Annotated in this window: 15 protein-coding genes; 8 read left to right on the top strand and 7 right to left on the bottom strand. The window is 70.5% G+C overall.

Annotated features, from left to right (window positions below; genetic code table 11):
• The first annotated feature begins 10 nt into the window (after window positions 1–10).
• Both RT051_RS10045 and RT051_RS10050 read left to right on the top strand, forming a co-directional pair.
• Window positions 11–955, top strand: coding sequence for a LysR substrate-binding domain-containing protein (locus tag RT051_RS10045; protein ID WP_313075929.1), 945 nt, complete (start codon window positions 11–13; stop codon window positions 953–955).
• A complete protein-coding gene (locus RT051_RS10050) occupies window positions 952–2,427 on the top strand; it encodes a deoxyribodipyrimidine photo-lyase (protein ID WP_313075932.1) in 1,476 nt (491 codons plus the stop codon). The genes RT051_RS10045 and RT051_RS10050 overlap by 4 nt, the downstream gene beginning before the upstream one ends.
• Here the strand turns inward: RT051_RS10050 and RT051_RS10055 are convergent.
• Both RT051_RS10055 and RT051_RS10060 read right to left on the bottom strand, forming a co-directional pair.
• Window positions 2,424–3,137, bottom strand: coding sequence for an LrgB family protein (locus RT051_RS10055; RefSeq protein ID WP_313075935.1), 714 nt, complete (start codon window positions 3,135–3,137; stop codon window positions 2,424–2,426). The two genes, RT051_RS10050 and RT051_RS10055, sit on opposite strands and share 4 nt — an antisense overlap.
• A complete protein-coding gene (locus RT051_RS10060; protein WP_313075937.1) occupies window positions 3,134–3,511 on the bottom strand; it encodes a CidA/LrgA family protein in 378 nt (125 codons plus the stop codon). Before RT051_RS10060 ends, RT051_RS10055 begins: the two co-directional genes overlap by 4 nt.
• Before the next feature lie 213 nt (window positions 3,512–3,724).
• On the opposite strand from RT051_RS10060, the gene RT051_RS10065 reads away from it, so the two are divergent.
• Both RT051_RS10065 and RT051_RS10070 read left to right on the top strand, forming a co-directional pair.
• Window positions 3,725–3,952 carry a hypothetical protein gene (locus RT051_RS10065; RefSeq protein WP_313075940.1) on the top strand — a complete coding sequence of 76 codons (228 nt, stop codon included), beginning with the start codon at window positions 3,725–3,727 and terminating at the stop codon, window positions 3,950–3,952.
• Between the two features lie 576 nt (window positions 3,953–4,528).
• Window positions 4,529–4,669 (top strand): hypothetical protein, encoded by a 141-nt coding sequence (locus RT051_RS10070; RefSeq protein WP_313075942.1) that lies wholly within the window; start codon window positions 4,529–4,531, stop codon window positions 4,667–4,669.
• A 160-nt stretch (window positions 4,670–4,829) separates the two neighbouring features.
• Here the strand turns inward: RT051_RS10070 and RT051_RS10075 are convergent, their stop codons facing one another.
• The 5 genes from RT051_RS10075 to modA form a co-directional block, all read right to left on the bottom strand.
• Window positions 4,830–6,665 (bottom strand): TRAP transporter large permease subunit, encoded by a 1,836-nt coding sequence (locus RT051_RS10075; RefSeq protein WP_313075945.1) that lies wholly within the window; start codon window positions 6,663–6,665, stop codon window positions 4,830–4,832.
• A gap of 24 nt (window positions 6,666–6,689) precedes the next feature.
• Window positions 6,690–7,316: a TRAP transporter small permease subunit gene (locus RT051_RS10080; protein ID WP_313075948.1), complete on the bottom strand. Its 627-nt coding sequence runs from the start codon at window positions 7,314–7,316 to the stop codon at window positions 6,690–6,692.
• Between the two features lie 224 nt (window positions 7,317–7,540).
• Window positions 7,541–8,656, bottom strand: a complete 1,116-nt coding sequence (modC, locus tag RT051_RS10085; RefSeq protein ID WP_313075949.1) for a molybdenum ABC transporter ATP-binding protein — start codon at window positions 8,654–8,656, stop codon at window positions 7,541–7,543.
• The gene (gene modB, locus RT051_RS10090; protein ID WP_313075952.1) at window positions 8,653–9,336 is read right to left on the bottom strand and encodes a molybdate ABC transporter permease subunit; all 684 of its coding nucleotides are present in this window, start codon (window positions 9,334–9,336) and stop codon (window positions 8,653–8,655) included. The genes modC and modB overlap by 4 nt, the downstream gene beginning before the upstream one ends.
• A 92-nt stretch (window positions 9,337–9,428) precedes the next feature.
• Window positions 9,429–10,190, bottom strand: a complete 762-nt coding sequence (gene modA, locus RT051_RS10095; protein ID WP_313075955.1) for a molybdate ABC transporter substrate-binding protein — start codon at window positions 10,188–10,190, stop codon at window positions 9,429–9,431.
• A 69-nt stretch (window positions 10,191–10,259) separates the two neighbouring features.
• Between modA and RT051_RS10100 the strand changes: the two genes are divergently transcribed.
• The 4 genes from RT051_RS10100 to RT051_RS10115 form a co-directional block, all read left to right on the top strand.
• A complete protein-coding gene (locus RT051_RS10100) occupies window positions 10,260–11,039 on the top strand; it encodes a TOBE domain-containing protein (RefSeq protein WP_313075958.1) in 780 nt (259 codons plus the stop codon).
• Between the two features lie 160 nt (window positions 11,040–11,199).
• The gene (locus RT051_RS10105) at window positions 11,200–11,970 is read left to right on the top strand and encodes an ABC transporter ATP-binding protein (RefSeq protein ID WP_313075960.1); all 771 of its coding nucleotides are present in this window, start codon (window positions 11,200–11,202) and stop codon (window positions 11,968–11,970) included.
• A 1-nt stretch (window position 11,971) separates the two neighbouring features.
• Complete coding sequence (locus RT051_RS10110; RefSeq protein ID WP_313075963.1) at window positions 11,972–12,688, top strand: ABC transporter ATP-binding protein; 717 nt, start codon at window positions 11,972–11,974, stop codon at window positions 12,686–12,688.
• 69 nt (window positions 12,689–12,757) lie between these two features.
• On the top strand, window positions 12,758–13,464 hold a 707-nt coding region (locus RT051_RS10115; protein WP_313075964.1), incomplete at its 3' end, for an ABC transporter substrate-binding protein.

Consider the following 13,464-nt stretch of genomic DNA (forward strand, 5'->3'; position numbering starts at 1 on the left):
CTGCCGATCCATGCATCGCACTCATCTGCCCTCCACCCAAGCCCTGGCCTGCTTTGAGGCGGCCGCGCGCCACGAGAGCTACACCCGTGCCGCGCAGGAGCTGGCGCTCACGCAGAGCGCGGTTTCGCGCCAGATCCTGGCGCTGGAGGAGCTGCTGGGCGTGCCGCTGTTTCGCCGCACCCGCCACGGCGTGCTGCTGACCGAGGCTGGCCGGCAGTACGCACGCCAGACCGCGCGCTGGCTGCAGAACCTGGAGCAGGGCACGCTGGAGCTCATGGCGCACCAGGGCATGGGCGGCACGGTGACCCTGGCGGCCGTGCCCACCTTCGCCACGCGCTGGCTGCTGCCGCGCCTGCCGCTGCTGGCGCGCCGGCACCCCGACATCACCGTGCACATCGACGTGCAGACGCGGCCCTTCCTGTTCGCCGACACGGGTTTCGACGCCGCCATCCACGCCGGCACGCCCGAGCAGCTGGCCCACTGGCCGGGCGTGCAGGCCGAGTGGCTGATGGGCGAGAGCATCGTGCCCGTGTGCAGCCCGCAGCTGCTGGCACGCGCGGCGCGGCGCGGCCCTGGGCGTGCCTGGCAGCCGGTGGCGCCGCAGGACATCGCCGGCCTGCCGCTGCTGCAGCAAAGCACACGCCCCCACGGCTGGCGCCAGTGGTTCGAGGCCGCCGGCGTGCCCGCGCCCCGGGCGCTGGAGGGGCCGCGGCTGGAGCTGTTTTCCATGCTGGCCGCCGCCGCCACCCAGGGCCTGGGCGTGGCGCTGATACCGCCGCTGCTGATCGAGGCCGAGCTGGCCCGCGGCGAGCTGGTCATCGCCTGCGCCACGGCGCTGCCGTCCGAGCGCGGCTACTACCTGGTCACGCCCGAGCAGCAGCCGCCCAGCCCGGCGCTGGCACGCTTTGCCGCCTGGCTGCTGGAGGCCGCGCGCGGCGCGGGGGAGCGCCCATGAGCGCGGCGCCCGCCACCAGCACGGCGCTGGTCTGGTTTCGCCGCGACCTGCGCGCGCATGACCACGCGGCGCTGTCGCAGGCACTCGCGCGCCATGGCCGGGTGTACTGCGCCTTTGTCTTCGACACCGATATCCTCGACGCGCTGCCCTCGCGCTCCGACCGGCGGGTCGAGTTCATCCACGCCAGCGTGCTCGCGCTGCACGGGGCGCTGCAGGCGCTGGCTGCACGCGGCGGCGTGCCGGGGGGCGGCCTCATCGTGCGCCACGGGCGGGCGCTCGACTGCATCGCCGCGCTTGCGCAGGCGCTGGGCGTGAGCGAGGTGCTGGTCAACCGCGACTATGAGCCCGCGGCCCGCGCCCGCGACGCGGCCGTGGCAAGCGCGCTGGCGGGGCTGGGCATCGCGTTTTCCAGCCACAAGGACCAGGTGCTGCTCGAATGCGACGAGGTGCTGAACCGGCAGCACCAGCCCTACAGCGTCTTTACGCCCTACCGCCGGGCCTGGCTGGCGCGGCTGGACGACGGGCAGCTGGCCGCGCACCCGGTCGAGCCCCGCCCGGGCCAGCTGGCGCCGCCGCCAGTGCCCGAGCGCCTGCCCGGTCTGGAAGAGCTGGGTTTTGCCCGCACCAACCTCGGCACGCTGGCGCTGCCCACGGGGCAGGACGGCGCGCAGCAGCTGCTGCGCGACTTCGCTTCGCGCCTGTCGTGCTACCACGAGGCGCGCGACTATCCGGCGCGCAAGGGCGTGTCCTACCTGTCGGTACACCTGCGCTTTGGCACGCTGTCGATCCGCGAGGCCGCGCGCCTGGCCTGGCCGCATGCGGCCCGGGGCGACGCGGGCGCGCAGGTCTGGCTGTCCGAGCTGTGCTGGCGCGATTTCTATTTCATGATCCTGTGGCACCACCCGCGCGTGGTCAGCCAGGCCTTTCGGCCCGAGTACGACCGCGTGCAGTGGGACGACGCGCCCGCGCTGTGGCAGGCCTGGCTCACGGCGCGCACCGGCTACCCGCTGGTGGACGCCGCCCTGCGCCAGCTGCACCAGACGGGCTACATGCACAACCGCCTGCGCATGGTGGTGGCGAGCTTTCTGACCAAGGACCTGGGCCTGGACTGGCGCCTGGGCGAGCGCCACTTCGCCGAGCACCTGAACGACTACGACCTGGCGGCCAACAACGGTGGCTGGCAGTGGGCGGCCTCCACGGGCTGCGACGCGCAGCCGTGGTTTCGCATCTTCAACCCCGTCACGCAGTCGCGCAGGTTCGACCCCGAGGGGCGCTTCATCCGCCGCTACCTGCCCGAGCTGGCGCGCGTGCCGCCTGCCCACATCCACTTTCCTGCCGACATGCGGCCGCAGGAGCTCGCCGCTTGTGGCCTGCGGCTGGGCGAGGACTACCCGCTGCCCGTGGTGCAGCACGCCAGCGCGCGCGAGCGCACGCTGATGCGGTTTCACTTCCTGAAGGCGAACGCCGCCTAGATCCAGCCCAGCGCCGCGATGGCCACCGGCGTGAGCACCGCCGTCGCCACGCCGTTGAGCCCCATGGCCAGGGCGGCAAAGGCGCCGGACGTCGGGTGCACCTGCAGCTCGCGCGCCGTGCCGATGGCGTGCGCCGTCAGCCCCGCAGCAAAGCCGCGCACGGCCGGGTCCTGCACCCGCAGCAGGCGCAGCAGGGGCTCGGCCAGCACCGCACCGGCGATCCCGGTGATGGCCACGCCCACGGCGGCCAGCGACGGCAGGCCGCCCAGGCGCTCGACCACCGGCAGGGCGATGGGCATGGTGGCGGACTTGGGTGCCAGCGACAGCAGCGTCTCGCGCGTGGCGCCCAGTGCCCAGGCCAGCAGCAGGGCCGAGGCGATGGCCGCCGTGCAGCCCGCCAGCAGCGCCACGCACAGCGGGCGCCACAGCGCGCGGATGCGCTGGCGCTGGGCGAACAGAGGCACCGCCAGCGCCACCGTGGCCGGGCCGATGCACAGTGTCAGCCACTCGGTGCCGGCGCGGTAGGTTTCGTAAGGCGTGCCCGTGGACAGCAGCACGGCCACCACCAGGGTGGTGCCGGTGAGCACCGGGATCAAGAGCGGGTTCGAGCCGCTCCTGCGGTACAGCCGCACCGCCGCCACGTAGGCCAGCAGGGTCAGCACCAGCCAGGGCAGGGGGGAGGCGGCCAGCGCCTGCAGGGCGGGGCTCATCGCGCGTCCTGCCCGGGCGCGTCGGCCAGGGCTGCGGGGTGACTGCGCAGCAGGCGGCGCAGCGTCCAGGCGGTCACCACCAGGGTGATGGCCGCGCCCGCGACGCCCGCAACGGCGAAAGGCAACCACTCGCGCCGCAGCAGATCGAAGTGCAGCATCACCGCCGCCACCGACGGAATGAACAGCAGCATCATGTTCTGCAGCAGCGCAGCGGCCACGCGCTCGAGCGAGTCGGGCACCCGGCCCAGGGCGAGCAGTGCGACGAGCAGCAGCAGCATGCCGGCCAGCGCGCCGGGAAAGGGCAGGCGCAGCCACTGCACCAGCAGCTCGCCCAGGAGCTGGAAGAAGAAAAGCGCGGTAATGGCGTGAAGCATGGATGAGGGCAGGGCGGCAGGCACGCGCCGCTGGGGAAAACCGCCGATCATCCTCCAGTCCGGGCTAGCGCGCCGTGTAGGCGCGTACCCGGCCCGCGGCCGGGCAATTGGCGGATGGCGCGGCCGGCGCGTCCGCCCTAGTCTGGGCCAGTCGGGCGAACGGGCGCACACGGCCCCGCCGCCACTGCCACAACCATCAGGAGAGACAGCGCCATGGCCACCGCACAGCCCACCTACCATGCCCCCGTCTATGAGCCCACGGTCGATGAGCTGGAGACGCTCAAGCAGCTGGAGATCAGCCCCGGCATGGACCTGCCCGAAGCGCTGCGCCACCATCTCTCGGGCCGGCTGCTGGAGTGGGGCCTCGTGCAGAAGACGCCCTCGGGCCAGTTCGTCATCGCCGACAGCGGCCGCAAGCTGGTGCAGCACCAGGAGGGATGATGAGGGCGCGCGGTGGGTGTAACGGGGGCGTCACACGGCGTCGCCCTCGTCCTACAGCAGAGCTTCAGGCCCGTCCCTTAAGGTTGCGCCCATCGCTTGCGGACCCGGCCCATGCCCGGCCCGCGGCGGACAAGGAGCCAACGACGTGATGACGAACAACAACACTAACCAAGGGGACCTCTCCCGCGCCCATGCCGGCGCCCTGCCGCTGCGGCAGACTGGCTGACCTGGAACACGACGACCGAATCCTCGACGCCCGAGGGAAGGCGGTCGGCCCCGCGCCTGAGCAGGCGGCCCGTTGTGGGCCAAGGTCTTGCCCAGACAGCGCAGGGCCGCACGCCATGGCCGGATTCACGCTGTTCGCAGGTCCCGGAGCCATCCGCACGGGGCTCCTCACCCGCCAGACAGAAGAATGCAGGCCCCTTCCCGCAAGGGCCGCAGGAGACAGGCAGCGCCCGGTGCCCAGGCATTTCGGGGCGTGCGGCAGGATTGACCGGCCGCATGAAGCGGGCGTACTGCGCCGCCGCTGCCTTATTTCGGGCCCGCGCCCGGCCAGCCGTTGAGGACACGCACGTGATGACAGGATTTCCGCACACTCCCCTGCCTGCCCGCACGAGCAGCGACCACAGGCCCGGCGACCAGCCGGTGGACCCCGACGTGCCGGGCGCCCCGCCCGAGCCGGCCGACGCGCCGCCAGCCACGCCGGCCTGCGCCTGAAGCGTCCGCGGGTGCGGCCCTGCGGGACGGGCCGTACGCAGCGATGCACGCAGCAAAAAATACATAGCGCAATAACGAAAACCGGCGCAGGGTTGCGCCGGTCTTCATTGGATGCCCGCGTTTGGTGGGGTGGCTGCTCACGCCCCGGGGCGCGGCGGCGTTACTGGCCTGCCGCGGCCGGTGCATTCCCGGGCTGCTGCAGGGCGTCCTGCAGGGCCTTGGCCGGGTCGTCGGCCTCCGCGCCAGGGCTGGCGTCGCCGCCCTCGGGCTGGGGCTCGGGCAGGGCGCCAGGCGCCGGCTCTTGCTGCTGCGGCTCCTCGTCCTGGCCGTAGGGCTCCTCCATGTCCTGATTCAGGCTGTCGAGCATCTGGGCACCCACGGCGTCCATGTTGACCTCGACCTTCTTGTCCAGGCTGCCCGTGACCAAGCCGGGGAAGGCGATCAGGATGCCGACCATGGTCAGCTGCAGGATCAGGAAAGGGACGGCGCCCTTGTAGATCTGCATGGTCGTGACCGGCTCCATCAGCTTGCCGGTGACCGGATCGACGTAGGGCTTTTCCGGCGCCACCGAGCGCAGGAAGAACAGCGCGAAGCCGAACGGCGGGTGCAGGAAGGACGTCTGCATGTTCACCGCCAGGAGCACGCCGAACCAGATCAGGTCCACGCCCAGCTTCTCGGCCACGGGCGCCAGCAGCGGCACGACGATGAAGGACAGCTCGAAGTAGTCCAGGAAGAACGCGAGGAAGAAGATCATCACGTTCACCACGATCAGGAAGCCCACCTGACCGCCGGGCAGGTCGGCCAGCAGGTGCTCGACCCAGCGCGGGCCGTCGGCGGCCTGGAAGACCATGCTGAACATGGTCGCGCCGATCAGGATGAACATGACGAAGGATGCCAGTCGGGTGGTGGACGCCAGCGCCTGCTTGAGCAGCGACCACGACAGCCGGCCACGCAGCATGGCCATGATGAGCGCACCCACCGCACCCATGGCGCCGCCTTCCGTGGGCGAGGCCACGCCCAGGAAGATGGTGCCCAGCACCAGGAAGATGAGCAGCAGCGGCGGGATCAGCACGAAGGTCACGCGCTCGGCCAGCTTGGACAGAAGCCCCAGGCCGGTGAGGCGGTTGGCCGAGGCGATCAGCCAGGCAACGAAGGCGCCGCCGCAGGCAGCCACCACCACTTTTTCGTCGGTCGGCACGGACTCCACGAGATGGCCTTCCCACCAGCTGTGGATGTCGGCCATGTGCGACTCCAGCACCCACGCCACCAGGGCAGAGATAACCAGCACGGCGACCAGCGAGGGGTAGCCCGCGCTGCCGTTGGGCTCGCGCAGCGTGCGCGCTTCCGGCGGCAGGGCCGGCACGGCCTGAGGCTTGAAGATGGCCAGCAGCACCACCCACAGCACGTACAGGCCCACCAGCATGAAGGCCGGCATGAATGCGCCCTTGTACATGTCGCCCACGCTGCGGCCCAGCTGGTCGGCCATGATGATCAGCACCAGCGACGGCGGGATGATCTGCGCCAGCGTTCCCGAGGCGGCAATGACGCCGCTGGTCAGCGGCCGGCTGTAGCCGTAGCGCAGCATGATGGGCATGGAGATCAGGCCCATGGAGATGACGGAGGCGGCGACCACGCCGGTGGTGGCGGCCAGCAGCGCGCCCACGAAAATCACGGCCAGCGCCAGGCCGCCGCGCAGCGGGCCGAAGACCTGGCCGACCGAGTCCAGCAGATCCTCGGCCATGCCGCTGCGCTCCAGGATCAGCCCCATCAGCGTGAAGAAGGGCACGGCCAGCAGCGTGTCGTTGGCCATGATGCCGATCAGGCGCTCGGGCAGCCAGGCCAGGATGGTGGCCGGAAAGACGCCCAGCTCGATGCCCAGCAGGCCGAAGAACAGGCCGCAGGCGCCGAGGCTGAAGGCGACGGGAAAGCCCAGGATCAGGAAGCAGGCCAGGCCTGCGAACATGATGGGGGCGAAATTGGCGGTGATGAATTCCATGGAAACGGTGCTCCGGACGGTCGCTCAGCGGGCGGGGGCGGGCGGGGCGCCGGCGCCGGCCTGGCGCTCCTGCTCGGCCTGCAGGCGCAGGGCCTCGATCAGCGCTTCCTCGTCGCTCTTGCTGGACAGGCGGCCCATGGGGTCAGGCCCCTGGCCGCGCAGGAAGGCGATGCGCTTGATCAGCTCCGACCAGCCCTGCAGCATCAGCAGCGCGAAGCCCGCGGGCAGCGCCACCCACACCGGCCAGCGGATCAGGCCGCCGGGGTTACCCGAGATCTCGCCCGACTGGTACTTGCTGATCAGCATGGGCACGCCCAGCCACAGCACCAGGATGCACACGGGCGTGAGGAAGAACAGGAAGCCGAAGATGTCGATCCAGACCTGCGTGCGCTTGGACAGGCGGCTGTTGAGCACGTCGATACGCACGTGCTCGCGCTGCAGCAGCGTGTAGCCGGCGGCGATCAGGAAGGACCAGGCGTACAGGTACCACTGCACTTCCAGGAAGGCGTTGGAGCTGTAGTTGAAGATCTTGCGCACCACGGCGTTGGCGGCGCTGATGAGGGTGGCGGCAAAGATCAGCCAGATGCAATATCTGCCGACGAAGGCGTTGAGCCTGTCGATGGCCCGCGAGAGGGCGAGTAGTGCCTGCATGGTGTCTCCAGGAAGCGGCAAGGGCGCATGTCCGCCGGCGCAAGGGGTGGCTGCACACGGCTGGAACAAAGATTTACGAGGTTTTGCAGGGGCGCCATTCTACGGACTCGCGGGCGAGCCGGGTTTACGAAAAAAAGCGGCTGAAACCCTTATGTGCAAAGGACAGATAGCTACATTTTTTGTAGCAATAAGGGATTATGCGTAGATGCCCTGGGTGGGCATCCTCAATCCGCCAGGGCCACGCTCTTGACCTGGGCGAAGACCGCCTCGCCCTCGGCCAGCGCCAGCTCGCGGCGCGAGCGCTCGGTGATGCGCGCCACCAGGGCCGTGCCGCCGGCGTCCAGCCGCACCAGCACCTGCCCGGGGGCATCGGGCGCGATCTGCTCGATGCGCGCGGGCAGCACGTTGAGCACGCTGCTGGCCTCGGGCCGCTGGCGCGCCAAGCTCACGTCGCGCGCCAGCACGCGCAGGCGCGCGGCCTCGCCCACGGCCCGCGGCTGCGCCGTGGCCAGGTGCAGCTGACCGCCGACAAAGCCCACGGTCAGCAGGTGGTCCCGCGCGTCCCAGCCCGACACCCGGCCCTGCACCAGCGCGGCCGCGCCGTCGCCGCTGGCCAGCGGCAGGTCCAGCCGGGCCATCAGCTCGGCGGGTGCTCCCTGCGCCAGCACGCGCCCGCCGCGCAGCAGCACCAGGTGCGTGGCCAGGCGCGCCACCTCGTCGGCGGAGTGCGTCACGTAGAGGATGGGGATGGCCAGCTCGCGTTGCAGCCGCTCCAGATAGGGCAGCACCTCGGCCTTGCGCGCGGCGTCCAGCGCCGCCAGCGGCTCGTCCATCAGCAGCACGCGCGGGCTGGTGGCCAGCGCGCGCGCGATGGCCACGCGCTGGCGCTCGCCGCCCGACAGGGTGTGCGGCATGCGCTCGATGAGCTGCGACAGGCCGAGCAGCTCCACGGCCTGCTCCAGCGACACGCGCCGGCGCGCGGGCGCCAGGCGCTTCCAGCCGTACTGCATGTTGCGCCGCACGTCCAGGTGGGCAAACAGGCTGGCCTCCTGGAAGACGTAGCCCAGGGCGCGCCGGTGCGTGGGCAGCCAGGTGCGGGTGGCGTCGTGCTGCCAGGTCTCGCCGTTCACGCACACGCTGCCGCGCGCGCGCTCCAGACCGGCGATGGCGCGCAGGCAGGTGGTCTTGCCGCAGCCGGACGGCCCGAACAGGGCGGTGACGCCGTCGCCCGGCAGCTGCAAGTCCACGTCCAGCGAGAAGTCGGCACGCGCCAGTTGCAGCCGGGCGTGGATCTGGCCGCCGGTTCCGTGCTCGGGCAGGGCGGTGCCATGCACGTTCATCGCGTCTTCCTCGGCTGCAGCCACTGCAGCAGCATCAGCACCAGGAACGAGAACGCCACCATGCCCCCGGCCAGCCAGTGCGCGTGGGTGTACTCCATCGCTTCCACGTGGTCGTAGATCTGCACCGAGACCACGCGCGTCACGCCGGGGATGTTGCCGCCCAGCATCAGCACCACGCCGAACTCGCCCACGGTGTGCGCGAAGGTCAGGATGGCCGCGGTGATGAAGCCCGGGCGCGCCAGCGGCAGCGCGACGGTGAAGAAGCGGTCCAGGCGCGCCGCGCCCAGCGTGGCCGCCACCTCCAGCGGGCGCGGGCCCAGCGCCTCGAAGGCGCGCTGCAGCGGCTGCACGGCAAACGGCAGCGAATACACCAGCGAGCCGATGACCAGCCCAGCAAAAGTGAAGGGCAGGCGGTGCAGGCCCAGCGCGTCTGTCAGGTGTCCCAGAAAGCCGTTGGGGCCCATCGCCACCAGCAGGTAAAAACCGATGACGGTGGGCGGCAGCACCAGCGGCAGCGCCACCACCGCGCCCACCGGCCCGCGCCAGCGCGAGCGCGTGTGCGCCAGCCACCAGGCCAGCGGCGTGCACAGCACCAGCAGCAGCACGGTGGTGATGCCCGCCAGGCGCAGCGTCAGGCGGATGGCGGCCCAGTCCTTCGGGCCCAGATGAAACGTGTCCACAGCTATGAAAGAAGGAGCTGACTGTCCTTGCCCCATCAAGGTTTCAGTGCAAAAACGTCAAAACCCGCCGAAGCGGGCTTGGCCGGACGGGCTCAGAACGAGTAGCCGTAGGATTTGATCACTGCGCGGGCCTTCTCGCCGCGCAGGTATTGCATCAGCGCGGCGGCGGCCGGGTTGTTCTGCGCGGGCTTCAGCACGATGGCGTCCTGGCGGATCGGTGCGTGCATGCTGGCAGGCACCACCCAGGCCGAGCCCTCGCGCAGCTTGCCGTCCTCGGTCACCTGCGACAGCGCGACGAAGCCCAGCTCGGCGTTGCCCGAGGCGGCGAACTGGTAGGTCTGGCCGATGTTCTCGCCCTGCACCACGCGGCCCTTGACCTTGTCGGTGAGCTTGAGCTTGTCCAGCGTTTCCATCGCCGCCTGGCCGTAGGGGGCCAGCTTCGGGTTGGCGATGGCGATGTGGCGCCAGTCGCCCTTTTCCAGCACCTTGCCCTCGGCGTCCACATAGCCGGCCTGCTTGCTCCACAGCACCAGCTGGCCGATGGCGTAGGTGAAGCGCGTGGAAGCATCGCCCAGGCCTTCCTTGCCGATCTTCTCGGGCGTGGTGTCGTCGGCCGCCAGCAGGATGCCGAACGGTGCGCCGTTGGCGATCTGCGCATAGAACTTGCCCGTGGCGCCGAACGACAGCACGGCCTTGTGGCCCGTGTCCTGCTCGAACAGCTGCGCAATCTTCTGCATCGGCGCGGTGAAGTTGGCTGCGACGGCCACCGCCACCTCGTCGGCGTGGCCGGCCAGGGGCAGCAGCCCGGCCAGCAGGAACAGGGGACACGCCAGGCGTTTGCGAAAGAAGGTCATGGGAAGGTCTCGCTATTCATGAGAGGAATAGCGCAGGAGTATAGGCCCCGGCCGTTGCATGATCGCGCCATGACCGAGCAACCGTCTCTTTCCCTCGATGCCCTGGGCCACGGCCCGGCCGACCGGCGCCTGGCCGTGCTGCGCGAGGTCGGGCGCGCGGGCTCCATCTCGCAGGCCGCGCGCTCGGTCGGAGTGAGCTACAAGGCGGCATGGCAGGCGCTGGACACCCTGTCCAACCTGGCCGGCGCGCCGCTGGTGGAGCGCGCTGTGGGCGGCGCGGGCGGGGGCGGCGCGCGCCTCACGCCCGCGGGCCACGAGCTGCTGGCCGCCGCCGGCGCTATGGACGCAGCGCGCTCGCAGCTGGCCGCCCAGTGGCGCCCCGGCGGGGCGGCCGGCGCCGCGGCGCTGGCGCTCACGGTACGCACCAGCATGCGCAACCAGTGGCCCTGCACGGTGGTGGCGCTGCAGGCCAGCGGCCCCGTGGTGCGCGTGCAGCTGGCCGGCGGCGCCCCGGCCGAAGCGGCCCTGTGCGTGTGGGCGCGCATCACGCGCGAGAGCAGCGAGCTGCTGGCGTTGCGCCCGGGCCTGGCCGTGCAGGTGCTGTGCAAGGCCACGGCCGTGCGCGTGCTGGCGGCGCCAGGGCAGGGGGCAAGCGCGCCGGACAACCACTGGGCCGGCCGCGCCGTGCGCGTGGCACGCGGCGAGCTGGGCGACGAGGTCGCGGCGCAGCTGGCCGCGGGCGTGCAGATGGTGGGCCTGGCGCCGCCCGGCTCGCGCCTGCGCGCGGGTTCGCGGGTGCTGCTGACCATCGACGAGTCGGCGGTCGCGCTGGCCCTGCCTGTCGCCTGAAGGCCCGCGCGGCGTGGCATGCCGGCGCTGCTGCGTAGGCGTTACTACATAGGCATTAGTCCCAGTGCGGCCGCCAAAATGGCGCGCTTACGATGCAGCGCAACAACCGAAGGAGACACAGGGCCGCGTCACGCCATGGCGTGGCGCGCGTCTTTTTGCAATGAGCGACGTCATACTCGAAACATCCCACCTGACCAAAGAGTTCAAGGGCTTCACCGCCGTGAGCGACGTGAATCTGAGCGTGCGCCGGGGGTCCATCCACGCGCTGATCGGGCCCAACGGAGCGGGCAAGACCACCTGCTTCAACCTGCTGACCAAGTTCCTGGAGCCCACCTCGGGCACCATCCGCTTCAACGGCACCGACATCACGCGTGAGCAGCCGGCGCAGATCGCCCGCCGCGGCGTGATCCGCTCGTTCCAGATCTCGGCGGTGTTCCCGAACCTGACGCTGCTGGAGAACGTGCGCATGGGGCTGCAGCGGCGGCTGGGCACGTCCTACCACTTCTGGCGCAGCGAAAAAAGCCTGCACCAGCTCGACGGCCGCGCCCGCGCGCTGCTGGCCGAGGTCGGCCTGGAGGATCTGGCCGACGAGGTCACCGTGAACCTGCCCTATGGCCGCAAGCGCGCCCTGGAGATCGCCACCACCCTGGCCATGGAGCCCGAGCTGATGCTGCTGGACGAACCCACGCAGGGCATGGGCCACGAGGACGTGGACCGGGTCACGCAGCTGATCAAGAAGGTATCGGCCGGGCGCACCATCCTGATGGTCGAGCACAACATGAAGGTCATCTCCACGATCGCCGACCGCATCACGGTGCTGCAGCGCGGCGCCGTGCTGGCCGAGGGCGCCTATGAGGAGGTCTCCAACAACGCCCAGGTCATGGAAGCCTACATGGGCACGACCGATGGCCAGCTGCAGGGAGCGCACTGACATGGCAACGACGCAACCCGCACTGGAGATCACCGGCCTGCAGGCCTGGTACGGCGAGTCGCACGTGCTGCACGGCGTGGACATGGTGGTGCAGCCCGGCGAGGTGGTGACGCTGCTCGGGCGCAACGGCGCCGGCCGCACCTCGACGCTGCGCGCCATCATGGGGCTGACCGGCGCGCGCCGCGGCTCGGTGCGCATCCACGGCACCGAGACCATCGCCATGGCCACGCACCGCATCGCCCACCTGGGCGTGGGCTACTGCCCCGAGGAGCGCGGCATCTTCTCCAGCCTGTCGTGCGAGGAGAACCTGCTGCTGCCGCCCACCCTCAAGACCGGCACGCAGGGCATGGGGCTCGACGAGATCTACGCCATGTTTCCCAACCTGGCCGAGCGCAAGAACAGCCAGGGCACGCGCCTGTCCGGCGGCGAGCAGCAGATGCTGGCGGTGGCGCGCATCCTGCGCACGGGCGCCAAGCTGCTGCTGCTCGACGAGATATCCGAAGGCCTGGCGCCGGTCATCGTGCAGGCGCTCGCCCGCATGATCACCATGCTGCGCGAGAAGGGCTACACGGTGGTCATGGTCGAGCAGAACTTCCGCTTCGCCGCGCCGCTGGCCGACCGTTTCTACGTCATGGAGCACGGCCGCATGGTCGAGCACTTCCGGGCCGACGAGCTCGACGCCAAGATGCCCGTGCTCAACCAGCTGCTGGGCGTCTGAGCCCGCCAGGCCCCTCGCCATCCCTTTCAAGCACCCACCGTTTTTCGACCGAAGACAAGGAGACTCCTCATGAAGCACACCCTCAAGACCACCGTGGCCCTGCTGGGCGCCGCCGGCATGGCCCTGGCCAGCGTCCAGGCCCATGCCCAGGACAAGGTGAAGATCGGCTTCATCACCGACATGTCCAGCCTGTACGCCGACGTGGAGGGCAAGAACGGCGCTCTGGCGATCCAGATGGCCATCGACGACTTCGGCGGCAAGGTGCTGGGCAAGCCCATCGAGCTGCTCACCGCCGACCACCAGAACAAGGCCGACATCGCCGCCAGCAAGGCGCGCGAGTGGATCGACACGCAGAACCTGACCATGCTGTTCGGCGGCACCAACTCAGGTACGGCGCTGGCGTCCGCCAAGGTCGCGGCCGAGAAGAAGCGCATCTACTTCAACAGCGGCGCCGGCTCCTCGGCACTGACCAACGAGCAGTGCACTCCCTACACCGTGCACTACGCCTACGACACCGTGGCCCTGGCCAAGGGCACGGGCGCGGCCGTGGTCAAGAACGGCGGCAAGAGCTGGTTCTTCCTGACGGCCGACTACGCCTTCGGCCACGCCCTGGAGGCCGACACCTCCAAGGTGGTCAAGGAGTCCGGCGGCACCGTGGTGGGCGCCGTACGCCATCCGCTGAACGCGTCCGACTTCTCGTCGTTCCTGCTGCAGGCGCAGAACTCCAAGGCGCAGATCCTGGGCCTGGCCAACGCCGGCGGCGACACCATCAACGC

This window comes from Melaminivora sp., assembly GCF_032059615.1.
GTDB lineage: Bacteria > Pseudomonadota > Gammaproteobacteria > Burkholderiales > Burkholderiaceae_C > Melaminivora.

Coding starts and splice junctions, on each gene's coding strand:
- RT051_RS10045 (WP_313075929.1), top strand. CDS start 11: ATGCATCGCACTCATCTGCCCTCCACCCAAGCCCTGGCCTGCTTTGAG.
- RT051_RS10050 (WP_313075932.1), top strand. CDS start 952: ATGAGCGCGGCGCCCGCCACCAGCACGGCGCTGGTCTGGTTTCGCCGC.
- RT051_RS10055 (WP_313075935.1), bottom strand. CDS start 3,137: ATGAGCCCCGCCCTGCAGGCGCTGGCCGCCTCCCCCCTGCCCTGGCTG.
- RT051_RS10060 (WP_313075937.1), bottom strand. CDS start 3,511: ATGCTTCACGCCATTACCGCGCTTTTCTTCTTCCAGCTCCTGGGCGAG.
- RT051_RS10065 (WP_313075940.1), top strand. CDS start 3,725: ATGGCCACCGCACAGCCCACCTACCATGCCCCCGTCTATGAGCCCACG.
- RT051_RS10070 (WP_313075942.1), top strand. CDS start 4,529: ATGACAGGATTTCCGCACACTCCCCTGCCTGCCCGCACGAGCAGCGAC.
- RT051_RS10075 (WP_313075945.1), bottom strand. CDS start 6,665: ATGGAATTCATCACCGCCAATTTCGCCCCCATCATGTTCGCAGGCCTG.
- RT051_RS10080 (WP_313075948.1), bottom strand. CDS start 7,316: ATGCAGGCACTACTCGCCCTCTCGCGGGCCATCGACAGGCTCAACGCC.
- modC (WP_313075949.1), bottom strand. CDS start 8,656: ATGAACGTGCATGGCACCGCCCTGCCCGAGCACGGAACCGGCGGCCAG.
- modA (WP_313075955.1), bottom strand. CDS start 10,190: ATGACCTTCTTTCGCAAACGCCTGGCGTGTCCCCTGTTCCTGCTGGCC.
- RT051_RS10100 (WP_313075958.1), top strand. CDS start 10,260: ATGACCGAGCAACCGTCTCTTTCCCTCGATGCCCTGGGCCACGGCCCG.
- RT051_RS10105 (WP_313075960.1), top strand. CDS start 11,200: ATGAGCGACGTCATACTCGAAACATCCCACCTGACCAAAGAGTTCAAG.
- RT051_RS10110 (WP_313075963.1), top strand. CDS start 11,972: ATGGCAACGACGCAACCCGCACTGGAGATCACCGGCCTGCAGGCCTGG.